The following is a 23,032-nucleotide window of genomic DNA, read 5'->3' on the forward strand; positions in this document are numbered from 1 at the left end:
TAGAAAAGCAGATTCAGAAGAATTGCGAGATATTGCAAGAGTTGAGAAAATAATATGAGGTTAGGTCATGCAGTGATGCACTATCCTCAATCTCCTTATTTAGATCATTAATGTCGTGAGACAGGGATGGTCTTTAATTATTTAAGGAGGATTTTTCAGTGAACAGAAGTAAAAATAGAAAGACAAATGAACAATTCCAAAGAGAAGTCTTCGATTTAGTTGGCTATGAATACTTATTCCTAGAAGAATATCAAGGAACTGGAGTTAAAATTTCTATTCGGCATAATAAGTGTAATTATGAGTGGAAAGTGTTGCCGCATAATTTTTTAAACCATCAAAGCAGATGTCCTAAGTGTGCTAACAATCTCGCTTATACAATAGAAACAATAAGAGAAAAATTCTTCGAATTATCAGGTGTTGAATATAGTGTATTAAGTGAAGATTATAAAAATGTCGAGACTGACTTATTATTAAAACACAACATTTGCGGACACGAATTTACTAAGAAAGCTAAATATCTACTCAGGAATGGTTTATATTGCCCTAAGTGCAAGAGAAATCAAAAAGACAGTAATAGCAATAAACTGTTTTGGACACCACAATTATTCCAAGATAAAATTTTTGAAATCGTGGGAGTTGAGTATGTTGTGTTGAGTTATGAAAATAAAAAGTTCAAAATAAAACACAACATATGCAATCATACATATTTTATCAAACCCCACCATTTTATTAATTCTGGACATAGGTGCCAAAAGTGCGCAAAAAGTCTACCTTACACTATTGAAACATTAAAAGAAAGAATATATGAATTAGTTAAAAATGAGTACGCGATTATGGATAATGAATATGTAAACAGCAATACAAAAATAAGAATCAGACATAATACATGTGGCAACGAATATTATGTCGCCCCTAGTAAGTTTATTAGTAAAGGAAATCGGTGTCCTGAGTGCAAGAAATCAAGAGGAGAAGAAAAACTCAAAGCCATTTTAGATGAACTTAATGTTTCTCATATCTCACAATTTCGGATTGATGGGTGTCGTAATATTTATCCACTTCCGTTTGATGAGGCTGTTTTTGATAACAGAGGAAATCTAATTATCATTTTTGAGTTCGATGGTAAGCAGCATTATGAACCCATAGAATTGTTTGGTGGAGATGAATCATTTAAGACAACAAAAAAGAATGATCATATAAAAAATGAGTATTGTAGATTGAATAATATAACACTTGTACGAATTCCCTATTGGGACTATAACAATATTGAAAAAATAGTGCGTATTAGTTTAAATTCACAATCTACGGCAAGCCTATCCAATTAGATAAGCCAATGCCTCCAAATTAAAACTAAAATATTGGAGGAATTTAATATGTGCGAAAACTGTAAAGACAAATGCAGCAAAGCCCCTTATACCATGATTGATTTTGAGGAATACACTTACTTTGAATCTTTAAAAAATCGGCAACTCATTCTTAATGCTGAAGTAGATGATTATCTAGTGGAACGTGTAGCTCTTCAAATCATTAAATGGAACAAAGAAGATCAAAGCATTCCTGTTGAATCTAGGCAAGAAATTGAAATAATCCTAAATAGTCCCGGTGGCGCAGTAGATGTAGGTCTTGCAATTTGTTCAGTAATTGAAAAATCTGAAACACCTATTAAAATTACTGTGATTGGAAATGCTGCTTCAATGGGAGCACTTATACTTGTAGCAGGAGCAAAGCACAAGCGAAGATGTGCTTATGAATTTTCCAATGTTCTATTCCATGATGGTTCTACTGTATTATTCGGTTCCACCAACAAAGTAAAAGATCATGTGAAATATCAAGAAGAAAAAGATGAGCAAATTAAACAGTTTATCATTCGCAATACAAAGATAACTGATGAAAAATATGAGTTAATGAAAGATCGCGAGTGGTGGCTTACAGCATCCCAAGCACTTGAATGGGGAGTAATTGATCATATTATCTAGGGTATGAAAATCCAATTTTATTTGGTGTTAAATTTGATCCCGTATGGGAACTGTAACAAAAAGTGTTCGAACCATTGGAACTGAGACTGATCACCTCAGTTCTTTTTGTTTGCACATTTTTATTCGTGCAAAGATAGGCAAGTTGACACCTGTTAAAGGGTCGTAATCAGCACGTAATTCTCCCTCAATCGTTGCTGTCTTGCCTTCTAACTATATTAAGGGAGAAATTAAGCATTCAAATAAGGGAGTCGATAAACATGACTCAAAGAAAAAGGTTCTCAAAAAAAGTTGAAACAGAAGAAATATCTCCGCAGCAACAAAAAAAGAAATGTACTTATTGTCAAGAGGAACGTAACTTAGAAAAGTTTTTCTATAAATCAAATAGCAAGTTTCATGTCGATGGGCGAGTTTCATTGTGTAAAGTTTGTATTTCTGCAAATGTCGAATCAAGCGACCTGCAATCCGTCAAGGTGATGCTTTTACATCTCAACAGGCCATTTCTAACTTCTTACTGGGACAGTGCAATTATTGAAGGTGAAAAGAAAGGGCAAGAACCTTTCGGTTTGTACCTAAAGTCCATTCAACTAAATGCAATAACTAAAGATTTGACATGGCTAGAAAGTGATTATGAATCGAAACAGACCAGTTCAGTTGCTATTCAGACTGGCTCTACAAATGATCTCAGAATAGTTGAAAATACTTCTGAAGATGAAAAGAATCGTGTAGATGTAATTCGAATGATTGGCTACGATCCTTTTTTATTTGAAAATGAGAACGATAAACGTGGTCTCTATAATAGCTTAGTTGATTTTCTTGATGAGTCTACACTTGAGGATAGCTTTAAACTACCGGTTGTTATAGAAATTGTGAAGGCTTTTAATCAGTTAGATAAACTGAATTCTGCATTGGCTTTGATGCTTTCAGATACTAGATCAATGACTATTAATACAGGTAGTATAAGTTCACTTATCGCTACTAAAGAAAAAGTACTCAAAACTGTTCTGGCTTTAGCTAAAGACAATGGTATCTCGGTTAACCATAATAACAACAAGAGTAAAGGTGGAAATACTCTAAATGGTATTGTTAAGAAACTCAATGAAATCGGTCTTGAAGCAGCTACTGTGAATCTATTTGATCTTGAAACCTGCGATGCCATGAAACAAATCGCAGACATTAGCCATAGAAGTATTCTTGATCAGCTTGTTTTTGATGAAAATGATTATGCAGAAATGTTAAGTGAACAAAGAAATATGATTAAGAAACTCGAAGAGAAATCACAAATATTTGAAGAAGATAATAGGCAGTTGAAAATAAAAATTAAAGTGTTAGAGAGTTCAATTCCAATAACTGAATTACTCTAATCTTGGAGGTGATGACCCCCAATGGATATCTATATAAAACAAACCGATTTGCAAATATCTCAGCGAAAAATCGAAGGATATTTGAAGTTAGCAGAAATTATTCAATGGGGGCGTTAGCAAGTCTCCAATTAAATTTTGTGAGAGATTCTTTGGAATTGAGTTTTTGGATGCACAAAAATATGCATTTATGAACACTTGGCTTAGACCTTATAATCTCTGGTGTATAACAAGAAACGGAGGAAAAAGTACCCTAAGTGCTCCATTCATCATGACCAAAGGCGTTCTGTTTAGTGGTCATAACTCCTATATCCTTTCAAACGTCTCTGCACAGTCGCAGGACACTTTCATGAAGATAGAGAAAATTGCCAAAAAGGAAATCAACAGTTTTACAGGTCTAACTGATTTCTTTATTGGTGAGCTTGTAAAATCTGCTGCGAATACAGATGGCTTTACCCATGCTCAGTCAGGGTTCAACTATAAATTATATAATGGCAGCTCAGTAACTTCTTTGAGTGGTGACATTAATAACAACAGGGGTAAACGTAGTAGCCTTAATGTTTATGATGAATCAGGATGGACAGATGAAGAATATGTTGTTGCCACTACCCCCTTCCTACTTCAAAACTCAACATTCAGGATGGGTGGAGATGTGGATGTAGATACCTTCCCCAAACAAGTTCCAAACCAACGTTTATTTATCTCTTCTGCTTCCAGCACGGATAGTTATTTCTATACTCTTTACAAGGACTATTCTAAACGTATGATGCTTGGTGATAAGGATTACTTCGTCTGCGACATTAACTGTGAAATCATGATCAAACCTTTCTTTAATGGTAAACTCTACCCTGTTTCTTTGATTGAGAGAAATGAAATTGAAGCAGAAATGAGAAAAAACAAAGAGAAGGCATTGCGAGAATTCTATAATAAATTCTCTGTTGATGGTGGAGATAATCAAGTATTTAAGAGAGCAACTGTTGTCAGAAATTCAAAAGTTCGCCTACCTATCATCAAGAATGACACGCAAGGAAAACGTAGATTTATTCTAGCGTATGATCCAGCTCACCATTACGACAATTCGGTTTGTTTGGCTGCTGAAATTATTGATGATGAACGTGTTGGATTTCGGATGGAGATTGTAAATGGTGTGAGTTTTGTAGATATAGCCAAGAAAAAGAAAACTCCCATGAGGACTCCTGAGCAGATGAAAGCTCTGAAAAAGATGATTCTTGATTACAATGGTAACAAAAGTCCTGACTATGAGAACATTGAATGTTTAATGATAGATTCTGGTGCTGGTGGTCATGGCACTACTTATTCTGATTACTTAATGGAAGATTGGGTAGATGATGAGGGAATTACCCACAAAGGACTTATCGATAAAGAAGAAAATAAAGAATATGTTTCTCGTTTTCCTAACGCACTCGACAAGTTGAAGTTAATGAGTCCACAAAAATACAAACGTGAAATGTATGATGCTCTTCTTGAAATGATGAATCTCGATCTCATCTCCTTTACTGCTGAATACGATGATAAAGGTCATCTGATGTTGCCAAAAGAAACTGGCAAAGAAATTGAATTTGAGAATGCCGACGGAGAGAATCAGAAAGAAAAAGAAATCTCCTATGCGCAAGTCAAACTAGATTTCGAAGAGGAGATGGCACTCAAAAATATAGATTTGGCAAAAGAGGAACTTGTTAATATCTACCGACACAAAGGAACTAATGATAACTATCGTTATGATCTCGCAACGGACAAGGTTGGGAAAATGAATGATGACCGTGCGTACTGTCTTGCTATGCTTGGATGGTATCTACAGCAGGTTCGTCGTGGATCGATAGTTAATAAGAAAAAAGATCGACCTAATATATCGCAGTATATGTTCCACAACTAATCAATCTACAATAGGAGGTGGAAAAAATAAACCAGCCAGTAGAAGAAAAAATATCGTTTCCAGCATATGAACGTGAAATGATCCAATATGAGAAATTGTCTGAAGGCATGTATGCTCTTTCTTATAAGTCAAACAATATTCAAATAAAATATACGAAAGAACAAATAAACAAACAACTTGAAATCAACAACGAAGAAAAACTTAGAGAAATCTCTAACTACTTCTTCTTTACGTCAGGACAGTACAGGCGTTTAATTCAACACTTCACAACTATGCTCACTTTTGATTATCTTGTTGTTCCAAAAGTGAAGAAACCAGAATTGTTTAACTCAGATAAATTTGAGCGAGATTATCAAACTGTACTTGACTACACAGATAATTCGTACATTGAAGAGACTGAACGCTTCATTACATTTATTACGCTTCTTGACGGAGTTTTCTATGGTTATGAACGTCAATTAGACAACATTATCTCGATACAACAGCTTCCACCTCATTATTGTAGGTCTAAGTTTAAGATTAATGGAGTATACGGAATTGAATTTAATTTAAGGTTTTTCGATATTTACAAAGATACTGATTTAAAAATCGAGTTGTTTAAGATGTTCCCTCCTGAGTTTCTTGAAATGTACCTTAAGTATAAATCAGGAGAAACAAAGGAATGGGTTCAACTTGACTCAAAATATGCACGTTGTCACAAATTTCAAGATGTTGCTAGACCCCTTCTCTCTGATTCATTCATTGACCTTATTGATCTGAAAGAATACAAAGAAATGGACAAGTCTCAAAGTAAATTGAATTTGTATAAATTAATCGTACAGAAACTCCCCATTGATAAAGATTCAGGCCTGCCTCTATTACAGCTTGAAGAAGGTCAAGCACTCCACCGTAATGCCAAGAAAATGATTTCTCAAGATGGTATCGATGTCATCACCACCCCTCTGGATGTACAATCTGTCAATTTACAAGAACGTGGATCTACACTGAAGGATAATATTGAAAGAGCCACTAAAAATGTATATGACACTATTGGCACATCAAAAATATTATTCAGTAGTGGATCTGATGGCGGTAGCATTGGGCTTTCTCAATCAATAAAAACAGATGAAGCATTATTATTTCCTCTGTTGGATCAATTTAAAAGATGGCGCGACAACAAACTTAAAACAGTTGTGAAGAATAAATCATATTCTTTTGAAATTCTATTCCCCAAGTTAAGCATCTTCAATCGTAAAGAAATGTATGACATGTTCAAAGATGCAGCCACATTAGGATATTCCAAGCTTCTTCCACTTACTGCTATGGGCATACGTCAATCCACGTTTATCAATCTAGCGAACTTCGAGAATCAGTATTTAAAATTAGAAACACTTTTGAAACCTTTACAAACTTCACACACACTATCTGGTTCTGGCGGCAGGCCAGAAGTGGATGAAACTAGCCTAAGTGACAAAGGTAGAGTTACTAAAGAAACTAATGCAAATCAAAATAGATCAACTTAAATCTATTACTCCTGAAAGGAGGTGAGACGTGATTGGAGTTAAAAGTAAATTCTAGTATCCCTGTTCACTTTGAAGTGAATAATGAAATAGAGGATACACGCTTTCTTAAAGGTAAATTATGGGTAATGCATACTGGCTTGAATCCTAACAGATCTGCATTCGAAAAATCGGTCATTGAAGCATCCGTTCATAGCCTTGCTAATATTCCAATTGTGGGGTTTATTCAAGCCAATAATGTGAATGAATTGGACTTTCGAGGGCATGAGCAACGACTAGTGATCGATGATAACGGGGTTCGTATTGAATATATAGGAAGACCTTATGGTCTAGTTCCTGAGTCAAATAACGCTCAATTCGAGACTAAACTAGATTCAAATGGTGTCGAAAGGGATTACTTAACAGTTGAGGTTCTTCTATGGAGAAAATTTCCAGAATGCATTGAAATCGTCGAAAGAGATGGAACTGTTAATCATTCCATGGAGTTGCATCCACCATCTATAGAGGGGTCATTTGACTCGAACAAGGTATTTCAATTCTCAAAATTCGCTTTTGAAGCTCTATGTTTAATAGGCAGGGATGTTCCACCTGCTATGGTCGGAAGTTTGCTTGAGCAATACACAAAAAACACTTCGCAAACAACCATGTTTACAGAATTGCTAACTGAGTTCAATGCTCATTTTGCTAAATATCAAGAAAATAATTCATCTGCTTTATCTGAAAAAGATGTTGTAGAAAATAAAGGAGGCGACAATGTGGACGAGAAATTGGAATTGTTCACAAAGTACTCTACTTTGAATGAAGTAGATATTGCTGAATTAAAAGCAAATATTGAAAATTATTCTATTGAAGAGTTAGAAACAAAACTACAAGAATTATCTGAGTTTAAACAGAACGAAGAAGATAACGAGCGCGAAGATGCTCCTAGCAACTTCACACTAACTGCTCAACAAACGGAACAAGAAATTCGCAAAACGCTTTCTAGTGAAAAATTCACAGATAGATGGGGAGATTCTGTTCGATCTTTTTACTATATCGATCATGATAGTAATCGTGTCTACGCTGAAGATGTACAAAATTCGTACACTCCAGTTGGACTCAACTACGCTGTAAATGGCGATTTTATCACAATTGATTTTACAACTAAAAAGCGTATTAAATTCGTTCCTCAAGACATGGAAGGAGAACAAGAAGTATTAACTTCATTCGTGTCCCTTGAGAGAAGTGAATTTGAAACTGAAAAAGTAAAAACCGATTTCAATGAAAAAATTGAAACATGTAAAACTGAACTTGGTAATTTACAAACCGAATTCACTACTCTTAAAGAAGTGAATGAAACCATTCAGACTAAACTTACAAAGTTCAGTGAGACTAACATTGAGCAATTGCAGCAAGAAGTTGAAACGTTGAGAGCTTTCAAACTTGAAAAAGAAAAAAACGAAAAATTGTCTGTAATTGAAAAGTTCACTCAACTTAATGACGAAGATGTTCAACCATATAAAGAACAAATTGATAAGTTCACTGTTGAAGAACTTGAATTACAATTGTTTGCTCTTGTTGGTAAAAAGGGTCTTCAATTCTCCGCTAACACTGATACCAAAGAGTCGAATCTTATGTTCGCATTGAATGACAATATTAAGTCTACAAATTCCAATGTTCCTGCGTGGGCTGAATTTGTAGAACAATATAAATCAAAACAAAAACAATAAATTATAGGAGGCTATTATTAATGGCTATTAAGAAAAATACGTCTGTATATGGCGTTAGTGAACTCAATAAAGTTGCAGCAGTAAAGACAGGTCAACATTTTACACAATATGTATTGGATGGTACCGACTTTGTTACCACACCAGCAGAAAATGGGATGCTTCTTGTGATTGACCATGTTGCAAAGAAAATCAAAAAAGCCACAGCGGTTACACAATTGGTGGGCTTGCATAGTTCTGTAGAAAAAATATATGAAAACGAAAAAGGCCGTAAACACTTTTCTGTAAAAATTGGCGATTTTAACCCTCGTGTTTACACTCTAAGTGTTGGGGACGTTTTTGAAACCAATACCTTCCAATATGATGATACAGTCTATGCAGATTTTGCTGCCATTAAAGCTGCAATCAATGCTACAACAGTATTTGGAGTTGCTGGCACTAATGGTTACATCGATGTTAAAGCAGCAACCACTCCTACCGCAGTAGTAGAGTTGAAAGCAGTTGAAGCAGTTGTATTGCCAAATGGTGAGAATGGAATTAAGTGGGTAGTTGCTAAGGCTTAATAAACTAAATTATAATATCGGAGGAATATTTATATTATGGAACAAACACTAAAACAAATGGCACTTGCTGTCTATAAAAAAGAAGTAATCCCTGCTCTAAACTTTTCTTTGACTGATATGGAAGGCGCTCTACGTGAGAAAGTAAGAGAACTTGCTCCTGACTTCAACACCTATCGCAAAAATAAATATGAACTATTTGAACTGATCCAAGAAGTAGTTGATGAAGTAGCACCTAAGAAAATCGAAGCAGCAATCGGTCAATTTGCTGAAGTTAAAACATATGGTCAAGGCGACAAACCTCGATTCCGCAAGAAATTGGGACGTAAGAATGTTAAGCGTTTCATTACTAAAGTAGGTCTTGGTGGAGTTTATGAGCGTGTTCGTCTTGACCAAGACTTTATTGATGTTCAAACACATGCAATTGGTGGCGCTGCTTATATTGAGTTTGAGCACTTCTTGAGTGGACAAATGGAATGGGCTGAACTAATTGATCTGATTATTGATGGTATTGAACTTGCCATCTACAAAGAAATTCGAGTGGCTTTGATTTCCACTTACTCCAGCCTTCCAGCAGCAAACAAATTCACTGGTGCAAGTTTTGATGCTGACGAAATGGTAAGCCTAATTACAACTGTCAAAGCCTATGGTGGTAACGCCAATATTATTGCCACACCTGAATTCGCAGCGACTATCATGGCTTCCCCTAATTTCATTGGTGATGCTGATAAGGCAGACTACCGTAACCAAGGGTATGTAGGTCGCTTTGCTGGTGCAAATGTAATTGTTTTACCACAGTCTTTTGAAGATGATTCTAATGAAACTAAAGTATTCGATCCAGAGTATGCTTTTGTTATTCCAACAGGTGGAACTGCTGATGAGAAAATTGTTAAAGTTGCACTTGAAGGTCAGTCGGTTGTTAAAGAAGTTGAGAATAGCGACTCTTCCATTGAATTCCAAAGCTATAAGAAAATTGGTGTTGTAGTACTTTCCACAAATTACTACAGCATTTATCGCAATACTTCGCTTTAAAAAAATTGGGGTAGTCTAAACTGCCCCAACCTACCAAAACACTAAAGGGAGAGATTAATTTAATATGAATAAAAAAATTAATGATGCTACATTGGTTGATGTATACAATAATACAAGTGGTGTAGTCTCGTTTAGAACTGAAGGAAAAGGTAAAAGAAAATGGGATAAAGCAAACTCTGTTAAGAAAGTAACAGTGGGTGAATTAAAAGAATTGATTAATAGTCGCGGTGGTGAGAAGCTTCTTTTAGAATGTCTGCTGATTAAAGATATCTCAATACGAGAAGAACTCAACTTACCTACTGATCCCGAGCATTTGCTTGATGGAACTGATGTTCAAAAACTATTAAAAGAAGAAGATGCAGATAAGTTGCAGACCATTCTAGAAAACACTAATGAAGGTATTAAGGATAAGATTGCAAGTGTTGCTATTGAACAAAAAATTAATGACACAGATAAAATGGAACTAATTCAAGAACACACTGGTATCGATGTTTATTCAGCCATCAAAGAAAAGAAAGAAGAAGAAAAAGAAGCAGCCAAAGAGAAAGAAGATAAAAGCACTGCTAAAAAAACTAGATAAGGAGAGTGTGTGATTATGAGCACCCCCTACTCCAAAGTCTTTAGTTCTTATTTAAGTAAAATTACGGATTATAGCTATGTGCATTTAAATCAAGATGTGCTTGAAGATGATTTGCTAAACCTTTTAAATTCTGCAATCATCGAATTTGAGTATCCAAAAGTCGATATTAGAGATAAAGACGATGTCTCAAAAATCTTTAATACTACTTTAAATGTAGATGAGATAGAGATTTTAGCATATCTCATGATAGATAGATGGATGGATAGTCAAATTTATAACTTGAATTTGTTTAAGCAACGCTTTTCAAATAAGGATTTTCAATTCACCTCTCAAGCAAATCATTTAGACTCATTATCTGAAAACCAAGCGAAACTTAGAGTGAAAATTAGCACACTCAAAAAGAAGTACTCCTATAGAAAAATGGGAACATATTATAACATAGCAGATTTTAGTGGTTTGAGTAGTGGTGATTAAATGAGTTATCTTGACGATTACAAACTCCGACTTGAACGATATGGAGAAAATGAACAAGAATCAACTCTAAATTTCCAAAAGGAAACAATTAAAGATTCATTCACTTTGTCCCCATCCTATTTCAAAGTATTAATTAATGATTCTGTTAATAATTATGGTGTACATTTAATTGATGACAGCAATGTTCGTGACCAAAAATTAGCTATCAGCCTTGACTATCGACTTCAAAATGGTGACATAATCAATTGGCAAGATGACAATTGGATCAATATTCTCACAGATAATATGTCTGATATTTATTATCGTGGGACTATTCGTAGATGTAATGGCAACCTTAATTGGCAAGATTCAAATAAGCTAGTTGTCTCATATCCTTTCACTTTTAAATCAGACCCTGCTACCAACTTTGGTACTGAAGATGGACGAATCATGGTTCTTGGAAATGAACGAAGAACACTTCTAATAAAAGCAGATGAAAAATCAAAAAAGATAATCAAAGGCAAGCGATTCATTTTTGATTCAAGAGCTTGGAAAACTACTGCGCTTGATATGATTTCAGTTAAAGGTTTGATTTTAATCACTGTAGAAGAATCTGAAATTGATCCCTCAAAAGATAATCTAGAGCTTGAAATTGCTGATTACATCCCCCCATCCACTCCCCCTGTTGAACCTGAACCTATTGGCTATTCCTTAGCTATTGTGGGTTCAGACAATATTAAGAAAGGCATGAATCAAACCTATTCGGTTGTGGTTTATGCTGATGGTGTTGCTGTAACAAATAAAACTGTAGTTTGGCAATTGTATGATGTTGACGGTGTTTCTGCAACAGAGCATGGAACAATAGCCAGTCAAACAGGAACTCAGTGTACTATTAATGCTGGATTAGTTATTGGAAAGACTGTTTTACTGAAAGTTTCATTAGCTGATGATTCAACAGTTTTCGTTGTGAAAGAAATTAAAATTAAAGGCCTATATTAAAGTGAAACATAATAAAAGAATGCTTTCATCGCTAAGTGAGGTGATACTTTGAGTAAATTGAGCGAGATAAGCGAATATAAAAACACTGTAATTTCAAGACTGCTTGAATCGAAAGAAATAGTCAAAGCTCTGAATTACGAGCATGAAAACTTTCTCGATCAACCTGACTTAGACGATGCAAGTAGTCTTGTTTATAAGAATATATTCCCTCATGTATTCATTCCCGAAATTGGCACAAAAAGAGCAACATACCTGACAATTTCATGCAGAAAGTTTAAGAAATCAACAAAAAATCCTGCCTGCAAAGTTGGTCACTTACGTTTGGAAGTGTTCACGAACAAGGAATTATTTAAAACTGATTATGGTGTAACAAGAATAGACTACATCACCAACAAAATTGAAGAGCTTTTCAATAGTCAAAGAGGTATTGGTGTAGGAGGATTAGAATTCTTCGAATTTGATGAACTTATCATAAACAATCAATACATGGGTGCTTATTTAATGTATCGATCTGTAGACTTTAATTAGGTGAATGAAATGAGTATTGAATTGGATGATATTGAGTTAAAACTACTGACTGGTCTACCAATTGAGATTATCGCTACTGGTGATTTGTACAGTCCTCTTGTTAAGGACATCATTGAATTAGGATACTCAAAGTACAATGAATTACTTTCTTGTGTTCTTGTTGATAAGGCTAATTTAGTAAAGAAGGTTCAGGATGATGATGTGAGTACATTCACTATTATATTATCTCTTTGCGTACATGATCCCACTTATGAGCAGAAGTTTCTAAAAGCAATAGAGTTAATGTTTAAAGAGAAGGCTCAATTCGGTCACACTGAAGATGAAGCCTTTTTTTATTTTGGAGACATAACTGAAGGTCGATATATCACAAGTAAAAATATTGAATACATTCAAGCAATGATTCGACTTGCCAATCAAGTGAAACATCAAGATGAAGAAGAAGAAAATTACAATCCTGCTGATGAACAAACAAGAAAAGTTATTGAAGAAATGCTGGCAAGAAGAAAAAATAAACCTAAACCAAAACCAACAATTAACCTTCACAGCATCATTTCAGGATTAGCATGTAAGTCAAATAGCATCAATCACTTTAATGTTGGGCAACTTTCACTGTATCAGCTTTATGATAGTTTCCATCGACTTGATGTAATTGAAAACTATCACTATACACTTGTTGGAATTTATTCTGGCAATGTGGATAGTAAAAAAATAAATTTCAACAAAATTCATTGGACAAAAATAATAGATAAGAATTAAAGGAGATGTTTAATAGAATGTCTGCACCTAATCAATGGGTAGTTCGCGATGTACCAAAAGCAACATTTGTAGATGTTGTTACAAGAAAACCATATTTCTGGCTACAAGATCTCAAAACGAGCGGTCTAGAAAATACTGCTGAAACTGTTTATGCTCGGGGTGGTACTGGCAATCCTAAAATTGTTGGCTTCTCATCTAATCGTGAGGCTCGTGTCAATCTTGAAAATGCTGTATTCGACAATTCTGCACTAGCTATGATGACAGGTAATTCCCTTTGGACTGGAGAAAAGACAGTCCAACAACGTGAGGTTCTAGCGGTTTCCACTAATTCAGCTACTTTGAACTTCACACCTTCAAATGGAACTGGAGCAATTATTGCTGTATTTAAAGAGAATCCTGATGGTTCTCATGGTACAGAATTTACCTTTACTTCCACTACATTAGCAACAGGTCAGTATAGTAGAACTGCAAAAGTACTTTCCTTCTTCGCTGGCGATCTCACTGCTGGCTCGAAAGTAATTGTTTACTATAACACTAAAACTGATGAGACAGCAAAGACGATCACAGTTTCTTCTGATAAATTTGCTGGCTCTTTTGGCCTTGTATTAGATGCGATTGTTAAATCTCCATACGATAAGAAAGATTATCTTGCTCAAATTAATATTCCAACTGCGAAAATGGAGGACAACTGGTCGCTGACTATGGCTGCTGACGGAGATCCATCGGTACACACTATGCCAATTGAAATATTGAAACCAAGCAATAGCAATGATATGTACACTATTACACTGTACGATGGTACACTACTTTCTTAATAAAAATACAACTAGAGGAACAGAATATTAATTCTTGTTCCTCTTTTTTTAATTTCTAATAAAATCAAAGTTTTATTAGGTATTTGAATTTTCAAAAGTCTTATTTTACAAAGGTTTTAGGAAAGCCAATTTTTCAGAGTGGTTGCATTAACTCTGTGAAAAGTTGGCTTATTAATATTTAGGGAGAGATGTGTTTTGGGAAGACAAAAGAGAATCAATCAAACCAAACTAGGGTTACAACATATCATCAATGAAAACAAGAAATATGAGCAACTTCAACGAGTAACAATTGATGGAATTGGTTTTACAGAAACATATAAACATTTTAGCCCTAACCGTATTGAAATCATGTTTGATAATTTTTCCAAATTCATAAATGATTATCAAGCTACTATTGGGCAAATGAATGAAAAACAAACTCTAGATTATATGATGTTGTTTATTGTTCTATTTTTTTCTACACTTGTTAAGTCCATCCCAGAATCATTTGAAGAGAAGTTGGATATTTTTGAGCAAATTCTTAACAGTGAAATTGCTGAGAAGGTAGCTGAGTCATTTGATAAAAATGAAGTCACAAAAATTATGGATAGACTGATGAAGAAATTTGAAGCAATTCAACAGATATCTAAAGAGAGTACAGAAATGAAAAATAAGTTAAAAGAGCATGTTTTGAATTCGAATCTTGAAAATAAAGAATTGATACTCAAAACAATGTTTAATGATGGAATGAGTGAGGAAGTTGGCGAAGAGAGAGTTTAGTGATTTAAAGAGCATGTTTACTTACTTAGATCAACAAGCACAATCTGTATTAAAACAAGAAGTTGCTAAGAAGACAGTTGAAAAAATGCAACAGCATATTCAATCTGACGTTTATGATGTTTATGATCCTGTGCTGTATGAACGTAAGGGATATAATGGTGGTTTGATTGATGAAGACAGTATTGAAGTGGGTCTGGTTGATGACAACACCCTCTATGTTGAGAATATTCGTTTTGATGGTGATCGTGAAGTCGCTGAAATTGTTGAAAGTGGGCAGGGATACACTTATGACTTCCTTTATAATGGTGTTCCACGTCCTTTTACAGAAAATACAAGACAAGAGCTTCAGCAGACTGGTGTTCTAAATGAAGTAATGAGAAATGGGCTTAGTAGACGAGGGCTTGATGTAAAATAAATAGGAATAGTGGGAAGTGAAGAAAATTAGTAAATCAATAAATATGAATATGTTACGCGACAGGGCACTGAAGCTTCCAGAGGTAACTGATAAGATGTTAAAGGAGATTCGATCTGAGCATTTGTTATTAATGAACGAGTACTTGGAGATTAGCTCTGGTTCCCTATCCAAACAATCTATCTCTCAATATCGTTCAGCTCTAGGTCAATTCTTCTGGTGGGTACATATTGCATTAAATGACAAACCACTTGAGAAGATTTCTAAGCGAGATTTCCTTAGATATATTAGTTATTTGTCTAATCGAGGCATGTCCTCCAGTGCTCTAGCATTGAAAAAGGCTGCTGTATCAAGCCTAAATAATTACATAGAAAATGTCGTTGCAGATGACGATGAAACATTTAAAATGTTCAGGAATTTCACAAGAGGCCTTCCAGCAATTCCAAAGAACAAGGTCTACAACAAAGTAAAAATCACAAAAGATGAATATGACTTAACGATGCAAACACTTGAAGAGGACGAAAACTATTTGGGTATGGCGTGGGTGGCAACAGCTTTCAATATTGGGGCACGTCGATCTGAGATACCTCAACTTCGAACCGAAATACTCAGCTATCCGATTCCTGAAGATCAAAATTATATCATGAGCCATATAATTCGTCTAAAAGGACGATCTGAACAAGGAAAACAAGAGGCTTACATGGTGAATCAGGATGCACTTCATTATATGAGAATTTGGACTGAAAAAAGAGGATATGAAAATGATCATATCTTTACAATTAAATATAATGGCTCAGTTCAACCAATGTCCCCTTCTTGGGCAGATGATTTTTGTTCAAATGTCCTTTCTGATATTTTAGGTAGACGTATTAATCCTCATCTATTTAAAGCCTCATGTATAACTTATCTCTTGGAAGTAAAGAAAGTTCCGATTGAAATAGTCTCAAAGTATATAGCCCATCACGAAAATATCGCTACCACAATCTCTCATTACGATTTAAGAGATTTTGCAGAAGAGAAAAATAAAATATTTGGATAGGAACAAGGAGGTGTATTCTATTGCATGATTTACATACTAAATTAGGTCTACTGAAAATGAATGATATTGAAAACAAATACAGGGACTTGGAAGGATATCTTTATTCACTGACCATTGAAAATATGAGAGTCATTAATAGAAGAAACTCATCTCCAGCAAAATTCTTCCGAAATAATCCCTTCACAGTAGAAAACATAAAGTTGTATTTATCTACTCGCTGCCCATCCGTAAAAGTAGTATCAGATATATTTGTTACAGCCACTAGCAAACACGAATTCCAATGCAGTATTCATGGAAAATTCTTAAAATCATGGAATGAGGTAAAGAATGGCCAATATTGTCCTGATTGTGGAATTTTGATCAGAAGCGATAAGAAACGAAACTCCATTGAAGATGTCAGAGAGGCATTTTTACAAAGAGGGTATTTTTTAATCTCAGAAACTTATCAAGCAAATGATATCCCTCTGACTTATGTATGCAACAAGCATACCGATAAAGGTGAACAGTCCCTAACTTGGGGAAATTTCATCAATGGAAAAGGTTGCAGGTTTTGTGGTAGAGAGAATATGATTCAAAAACAAACAAAACCACAAGAGACTTTTGAGGCAGAGTTATTTAATGTATTTGGTGACAAGTATATTTTAAAAAGTAAGTATACAAAAACCAATGGAAAAGTCGAGATCTATTGTAGAGATTGTGATGCTCATTTTTCGTCAAAGGCAGCTCACCTATTGGATGGGCATATGGGGTGCAGATGCAAATCAAACTCTCATGGAGAAGATATAATAACTCAATTTCTCAAAGATAACAATATTTCTTTCATTGGGCAGTACAGACTTACTCAATGTAGGAACAAAAAACCACTACCTTTTGATTTTGCAGTATTCTCAGACAGAGAAAAATCAAATCTATTGTGTCTGATCGAATTCCAAGGTAAGCAACATTATTCTGATGAGTTCGGATGGTCTAGTGACTTAGAAAAAAATAAAGCATACTTTTTAAAACAACAAGAGAACGATCAAATCAAAAGGAATTATTGTCAGCTCAACAGTATTAGTTTAATCGAAATACCCTATTGGAAGATGAGTAAGATTGATGACATTTTAGGTAATCTTCTTATAACTCCATGAAACATCCATTTTATAAGCTGCAATATAAAAAAGAAAGGAGTGCATTGTAATGGCTCTTAGAATTTCTAAAAACTTGGCATTAACTGATATTTCATCATTAAACGAAAAACCTTTCCTTAGAAAGTCAGATGGTGCTCAAGTTGATTATCATGAAATCCTCAATTACCCTTCTAGTCCTGATATGACTTTATATAACCCAAATCCAGCCTACAATCCAATTACAACTCAACATCAAAAAACTGGTCAAGTCACAACACTACAGTTATGGCTATTTAATGATCAATCAGCAAAACGTTATGAAGGAATAAGTATCGATCCAACTGATTCAATAGGTACAGATGAATCAACTTATGTGCAGCTTGCCCCCGATAGCTCAGGTTCAGCAGGAACATTCCTATCTGTTGGAGCGCCACTAACCATTGCAAATATTAATGATTGGAATGTAGCAAAGCCATTTTGGATAAGAGTTACAACTCCAAGTGTGGTTGAATCTCAAAATAAAACAGACATTAAGTTGACAACAAATTTTACGGAGTTTGCACTATAATTTTAGATTGGAAGATCGACTATGCCTTATTATCTCCGTTTAAATGGTACTACTGATTATATTAAACTTCCCTCTTTAACAATCAATAAAATTGTTGCAGATGTAAAAATCAGAAGAAGAGCAGATGCTATTCGTGTTTTATGGGATTTCCGTTCTGGAATATCATTCACATACATTATTCAACAAACTAATGGTACAGACTCTATTGGTAGTGGTTCAGTGAAGATAAATGGAAATAATGTTAGTAATGGAACAGCCTTCATTCCAAATGATACAAGAGTGACTATAGAACACACATTTACACTTGGAACAGATGATGGGAATGTATTTTGCAACAATACAGCAACTGCAAATTCCTTTATTTCTGGGGACATATATAATATAAAACTATACAACAATACAACACTAGTTGCTCATTATGATATGACTCTTGGTAATATTCAGGATCAATCAGGCAATGGAAGACATGCGACACTTATTGGTGGAACATGGTTGCAAGATGGTAGCAGTGGAGTTGCTGGCTCTGTTACTCATTCAATGAAACAAGTATTATACGATGCAAAGTCTACTAATCACTCTTTGAAACAAACTATTAGTAATACAGGTTCGATTGCAAATTCAACACTTCAGAGAATGTATGATAATAGCTCAATTGCATTCGAAACTAAACAATGTTTATTTGAGATATCAAAAGTAGATTCTAACCTACTTCAAAAAATGTTTAATCGAGCATCTAGTGTAGTTGACACAATGCAAAATATAGTCTCAATTGATTCAAACACATCACCTTTAATGCAGTTCATTTATGATTCAAGTTTAGTTAATAATTCAATGATGCAACAGATTTTTGCAGAAGAACAGAATTTAGCTGATATCTTACAGTCTATACATGATTCTAATTCTTTAGCATCTCCTCTTCTACAATCCATTTTTGATGTTAGCCATCTGAAATCTGATTTAATGACTTATATAGTTTCATTCGATTCATCTAGCTCACCATTAAGAATAATCTTTATTGATGATAGCCTGATTATAATTGGAAAAGTGAAGCTTGCAGGAAAACTTGATTCGCAAATCAAACTAAATGGGCTTTCCGATTTAAAAATTAGATTGAGAGGCGAAGTTTAATGTGTTTTGAAAATCAAAACTTTGAAATAATTTCAGGTGATACAAAGTATATAGAAGCAGAAATTAAAGATAAAGATGGAAACTTAATTGATTTAAATGGAGCACAAATAATTTGGGAAGTACGGTCATCCCTCAAGAACAATAATTATGTAATTCAAAAGACTAGATCGGAAGGAATTACTTTAGGCTCAAAAGGCATTTTAACAATTCACTTAAAGAGTATTGACACACTTCCTTTAAGTGGGAAGTACTATCATTTATGCAAAATTACAGATGTAGCTGAAAATACATCTACCGTTTTTATTGGATTTATCACTATTAAAGGCTTGTGAGAGAAAGGATTAGGTAAATTGTATAATAGACAGTATTTTGAGGGATATATTGAAACTAATAAAGTTCAACGTGGGGAGTTTAACTTAACAACAATCTACTATCGAGGCGATACTGTCACAACCCCTGAAGGATATTTTATATCTCTCACAGATAACAACATAGGAAATTCCTTGGAAGCAACTGATCACTGGCAAAAATACATTCCAGAAGAATTATCATTAATTAATGATCAACACTTAGAAAGCACAACTTCTACACTATCTTCAAGTAAGATTCAGGCCTTGATTAACCAAAAGATATCTGATTATCTTTCACCAAGTGAAGTGACAGGAGTTCAAGTTTCAAATATTTCTCAAACCTCTTTTGATTTAAATTGGTCTGATTCAGCCAATGTAAATAGTTATATAGTTGAGATTAATGGCACTCAAACAGAAGTTACTGTTAGCCAATATAGCTTCTCTAATCTACAACCTAATACTTCTTATACAGTATTAGTTAAAGCAAAAAATCAGTTTTTTACTACTGTTGGATCTAATATAACAGCAACTACATTGCAAGTTCAGATTCCAATGCCCAGTCCAATTACTAATTTGTTTGCTTCTAATGTCACAGAAACAAATGTTGTATTGAGCTGGACAAGTTCTAACAATGCAACTGAATATGAAATTTATTCTAATAATAGCCTTATCACAACAACTACTGAAACTTCGTTTACATTCACAAACTTAACACCTGATACCACATACAATTTCTCTGTTGCTTCAAAAAATGTGACAGGAACTTCTTATGCAACAACAATTACAACAAAAACAGTTAAAGCAGAAACTCCTATTACTGATGGATTAATATTTAATGTGGATTTCAGTAACAAGAAAAGCACAAACTCAAATATTGTTTATGATACAGTTGGTAATCTTGCTTGTACATTACATAATGTATCTCATGATGGAGCTACAGATGGTTATCTTGATAATATTGGACTAACTTTAGCAGCATCAGATTATGTTGCCATCCCAACAAATACAGCAACCTTTTTGGAGAAAGTTGATATGAATCAGAAGGGATTGACCTTCGAATTTGTTGCTTATGAAGTGAATGGTGTCATTTTTAGAAATGAGTCTGGGAACTTTAAGAATTACATTGGTGGCACATCTAGCAATACTTTTAGTAGATACATAGCAACTGACAATACAACTGAAAAGACGTATTCTACTGGTCAGTACTGGTATGTTAATCCTGAAGGAAACAGAACAATTCCTGATACCTTAAATGGAACTAACGAGTTAAACATGATTACAGTTCGCTTCTACCCTAATGGTGAATTTGACATGCTTGTAAATGGCAGACCAAGCCTAGGGAAAAACAAACCAACTGACTTTTTGCGTTATGCAAATGTACTTGCAAATGGATCACTCTTCATTAGACGTAATCATTTAGGTGCAAATACCACTCCTACTTTGGTCAAGTCTTTCTCTATTTTTAACAAGGTGGTAAGCAACGCTGATGCTTTGACTCGATACAATAACTTGAAACAACTAGAGCCTCTCAAAGAGGTTAAAGTGGTTCCAAGTAGTGTATTGTTGAAGTCAGGAGAGAATCAACTTCTCGCAGTATCGGCAACGCCTGCAAGGTTTACAAGTATGTTAAGTAATACATTTGCAAGTGGCAATCAAGGGTATGTAACTGTGGATTCAAACGGTTTACTTACTGGCATCAATAATGGACAAACCGAAGTTCTTGTTACTTCCACAATAAATGGTCAGTCTTTTCAGAACTATGTTCCTGTTACTGTTGGAAATATAGCAGATACAGCGCCAACATCAGCGAGAACAGTTAATGGCATCTCTTTGAATAAAACTACTGAAACCCTAGAAGTTGGTCAAAGTTATCCAGCAATGGCTACTACGCTTCCATTCGATGTATTCAATGACAATATCGTTATTTGGGAATCATCGAACCCATCTGTATGTACTGTCAATTTTGGCGTATTAAAAGGGATTTCTGAGGGTGCTTCCACGATTACAGTTTATGATGGAACCAAAACTTTTTCAAAAAGCTTTACTGTTAATGTTGTATCTCCTTCCATAACTACAATTCAACCTTCGGAGATTTTCCATGTTGACGCAATTTACTTTGGCATTAGTACTAATAACTCAGACGCTAAAAACACCACAAATGGTATACAAAATGCATTGAATCACGCTTCAAGTAATGGATTTAGAAAAGTTGTTTTCCCAAAAGGCGCATATCTCATCACACCAGAAGCAAGAACAATTTATCCTCCAACTAATCTAATAATTGATTTTAGTGATTCTACATTAAACATTGCCCAAAACAACTTGAGTCCAAAAGGATATACTATGTTTAAATTAGAAAATGTGTCCTACACAAAGATTTTAAACATGCACCTTTATGGGGAAAGAGATTCTGTAGTTAATGTTTCAGATGCTCATGAAACCTGCATTAGTGTTTATTTTGACAATGCTTACAAATCTGGGCTGGAAAACTGTACAATAAGCAAATCTCCCGGATTTAACATTGTTGGACACAATACAAGGGGAGCTGATCAACCGGGAAGACACCCTAGTAAAGATAATTGGGAAGCAGGTCAATTAAACGATAGCACAGGTGCAACAGATGATTCTGTTTTGACATACTGCTTCAGAAATAAAACTTTTCTCAATGTCTCCGGCCTAAGTGATAATTATCTACTTGGTTACACTCAAGGTTACTTTGCTTATACTCATCTTAGATCGAGATTGTATAGTATTTACTGGTATGATCAAAACTATAATTTTATTGTTGCTCACAAACACAGACTACAATATTATAGATATTCAAAACCCGTAGGAGCACATTATGCTAAAATTGTGATTTATCAAGAAAGCTTGCCTATTTCGCAAGATTCGGATTTTAATGCTGTAGCTATGCTTAGATCATATAAGATGCCGACAGGTTGTTTTATTCGTAATTGCACAATTGAAGACAATAACAGTTGTGGAATTGCAATTACAGGTGGAACAGAATGGATCATTGAAGATAATACCTTTGCACGAAATGGTAAGCGTATGCCTTCTTGTGATATTGACTGGGAAGATGGTTGGGAACTTTCTGTCGGAGATGTTTGTAGAGGAAATACTTTTAACTCTCCAAGCGGTGTAATTATTAGTGGTGGAAATAGTATAGCTTTGTATGACAATGTATTCAACTTTTCAAATCTTCATGTTTGGGAAAGAGTTGCAAACTTCCGCATTTACAATAACTATTTTAACGGTAAAGGCGGAAACAGAAATCTTGCACTAAATACAAGTGCTGACTCACATTTTGCAAGGAATATTCTAAAGAATGTTACTTATACAAAAGGAGTGCAACATTTAGGAGCAAGCTACCAAGTTCGAGACACAAGCAATACATTAATCTAAAATATGTTGTTTTCACATATTGAAACGTAAAGCAGATTGCCAAATTCCTCCTTTTAGTTTATAGTCTTTATATCGAACATTTTTGTTCTTTATAAAGACTATAGGGGGA

Annotated in this window: 22 protein-coding genes; all 22 read left to right on the plus strand. The window is 34.6% G+C overall.

All coding sequences use genetic code 11. The features are described from left to right. Positions 1-158 precede the first annotated feature (158 nt). Complete coding sequence (locus ACFQZE_RS07280) at positions 159-1,322, plus strand: hypothetical protein (RefSeq protein WP_379355149.1); 1,164 nt, start codon at positions 159-161, stop codon at positions 1,320-1,322. A 48-nt stretch (positions 1,323-1,370) separates the two neighbouring features. Next, entirely contained in the window at positions 1,371-1,973 is a 603-nt protein-coding gene (locus ACFQZE_RS07285; protein WP_379355151.1) for a ClpP family protease, read from the plus strand. A 257-nt stretch (positions 1,974-2,230) separates the two neighbouring features. Then, positions 2,231-3,334 (plus strand): hypothetical protein, encoded by a 1,104-nt coding sequence (locus ACFQZE_RS07290; RefSeq protein WP_379355153.1) that lies wholly within the window; start codon positions 2,231-2,233, stop codon positions 3,332-3,334. 163 nt (positions 3,335-3,497) lie between these two features. Then, positions 3,498-5,225: a terminase gene (locus tag ACFQZE_RS07295; protein WP_379355155.1), complete on the plus strand. Its 1,728-nt coding sequence runs from the start codon at positions 3,498-3,500 to the stop codon at positions 5,223-5,225. Positions 5,226-5,242: 17 nt separating this feature from the next. After that, positions 5,243-6,727: a hypothetical protein gene (locus ACFQZE_RS07300; protein ID WP_379355157.1), complete on the plus strand. Its 1,485-nt coding sequence runs from the start codon at positions 5,243-5,245 to the stop codon at positions 6,725-6,727. 32 nt (positions 6,728-6,759) lie between these two features. Beyond that, the gene (locus tag ACFQZE_RS07305) at positions 6,760-8,433 is read left to right on the plus strand and encodes a hypothetical protein (protein ID WP_379355159.1); all 1,674 of its coding nucleotides are present in this window, start codon (positions 6,760-6,762) and stop codon (positions 8,431-8,433) included. A gap of 20 nt (positions 8,434-8,453) precedes the next feature. Next, positions 8,454-8,993 (plus strand): hypothetical protein, encoded by a 540-nt coding sequence (locus ACFQZE_RS07310; RefSeq protein WP_379355161.1) that lies wholly within the window; start codon positions 8,454-8,456, stop codon positions 8,991-8,993. 36 nt (positions 8,994-9,029) lie between these two features. Then, on the plus strand, positions 9,030-10,022 hold the full coding sequence (locus ACFQZE_RS07315) for a hypothetical protein (protein WP_379355163.1): 993 nt from the start codon (positions 9,030-9,032) through the stop codon (positions 10,020-10,022). Between the two features lie 64 nt (positions 10,023-10,086). Next, positions 10,087-10,602, plus strand: coding sequence for a hypothetical protein (locus ACFQZE_RS07320; RefSeq protein WP_379355165.1), 516 nt, complete (start codon positions 10,087-10,089; stop codon positions 10,600-10,602). A gap of 15 nt (positions 10,603-10,617) precedes the next feature. After that, positions 10,618-11,076 carry a hypothetical protein gene (locus tag ACFQZE_RS07325; protein WP_379355167.1) on the plus strand — a complete coding sequence of 153 codons (459 nt, stop codon included), beginning with the start codon at positions 10,618-10,620 and terminating at the stop codon, positions 11,074-11,076. Next, positions 11,077-12,054 (plus strand): hypothetical protein, encoded by a 978-nt coding sequence (locus tag ACFQZE_RS07330; RefSeq protein ID WP_379355169.1) that lies wholly within the window; start codon positions 11,077-11,079, stop codon positions 12,052-12,054. It abuts the gene before it with no gap. Positions 12,055-12,102: 48 nt separating this feature from the next. After that, positions 12,103-12,582 carry a hypothetical protein gene (locus ACFQZE_RS07335; protein ID WP_379355171.1) on the plus strand — a complete coding sequence of 160 codons (480 nt, stop codon included), beginning with the start codon at positions 12,103-12,105 and terminating at the stop codon, positions 12,580-12,582. A 9-nt stretch (positions 12,583-12,591) separates the two neighbouring features. After that, positions 12,592-13,338 carry a hypothetical protein gene (locus ACFQZE_RS07340; RefSeq protein WP_379355173.1) on the plus strand — a complete coding sequence of 249 codons (747 nt, stop codon included), beginning with the start codon at positions 12,592-12,594 and terminating at the stop codon, positions 13,336-13,338. Positions 13,339-13,355: 17 nt separating this feature from the next. Beyond that, positions 13,356-14,153, plus strand: a complete 798-nt coding sequence (locus tag ACFQZE_RS07345; protein WP_379355175.1) for a hypothetical protein — start codon at positions 13,356-13,358, stop codon at positions 14,151-14,153. 195 nt (positions 14,154-14,348) lie between these two features. After that, on the plus strand, positions 14,349-14,912 hold the full coding sequence (locus tag ACFQZE_RS07350) for a hypothetical protein (protein WP_379355177.1): 564 nt from the start codon (positions 14,349-14,351) through the stop codon (positions 14,910-14,912). After that, positions 14,893-15,327 (plus strand): hypothetical protein, encoded by a 435-nt coding sequence (locus tag ACFQZE_RS07355; protein WP_379355179.1) that lies wholly within the window; start codon positions 14,893-14,895, stop codon positions 15,325-15,327. The genes ACFQZE_RS07350 and ACFQZE_RS07355 overlap by 20 nt, the downstream gene beginning before the upstream one ends. Positions 15,328-15,352: 25 nt before the next feature. Continuing rightward, positions 15,353-16,363 carry a tyrosine-type recombinase/integrase gene (locus tag ACFQZE_RS07360; RefSeq protein WP_379355546.1) on the plus strand — a complete coding sequence of 337 codons (1,011 nt, stop codon included), beginning with the start codon at positions 15,353-15,355 and terminating at the stop codon, positions 16,361-16,363. Positions 16,364-16,383: 20 nt separating this feature from the next. Continuing rightward, complete coding sequence (locus tag ACFQZE_RS07365; protein ID WP_379355181.1) at positions 16,384-17,493, plus strand: hypothetical protein; 1,110 nt, start codon at positions 16,384-16,386, stop codon at positions 17,491-17,493. A 49-nt stretch (positions 17,494-17,542) separates the two neighbouring features. Then, positions 17,543-18,040: a hypothetical protein gene (locus ACFQZE_RS07370; RefSeq protein WP_379355183.1), complete on the plus strand. Its 498-nt coding sequence runs from the start codon at positions 17,543-17,545 to the stop codon at positions 18,038-18,040. 21 nt (positions 18,041-18,061) lie between these two features. After that, a complete protein-coding gene (locus tag ACFQZE_RS07375) occupies positions 18,062-19,168 on the plus strand; it encodes a hypothetical protein (protein WP_379355185.1) in 1,107 nt (368 codons plus the stop codon). After that, positions 19,168-19,500 carry a hypothetical protein gene (locus tag ACFQZE_RS07380; protein ID WP_379355187.1) on the plus strand — a complete coding sequence of 111 codons (333 nt, stop codon included), beginning with the start codon at positions 19,168-19,170 and terminating at the stop codon, positions 19,498-19,500. Before ACFQZE_RS07375 ends, ACFQZE_RS07380 begins: the two co-directional genes overlap by 1 nt. A gap of 18 nt (positions 19,501-19,518) precedes the next feature. Continuing rightward, positions 19,519-22,923 carry a fibronectin type III domain-containing protein gene (locus tag ACFQZE_RS07385; RefSeq protein ID WP_379355189.1) on the plus strand — a complete coding sequence of 1,135 codons (3,405 nt, stop codon included), beginning with the start codon at positions 19,519-19,521 and terminating at the stop codon, positions 22,921-22,923. Positions 22,924-23,032 lie beyond the last annotated feature (109 nt).

Source organism: Paenibacillus sp. GCM10027627 (assembly GCF_042675505.1).
Taxonomy (GTDB): Bacteria; Bacillota; Bacilli; order Paenibacillales; family Paenibacillaceae; genus Pristimantibacillus.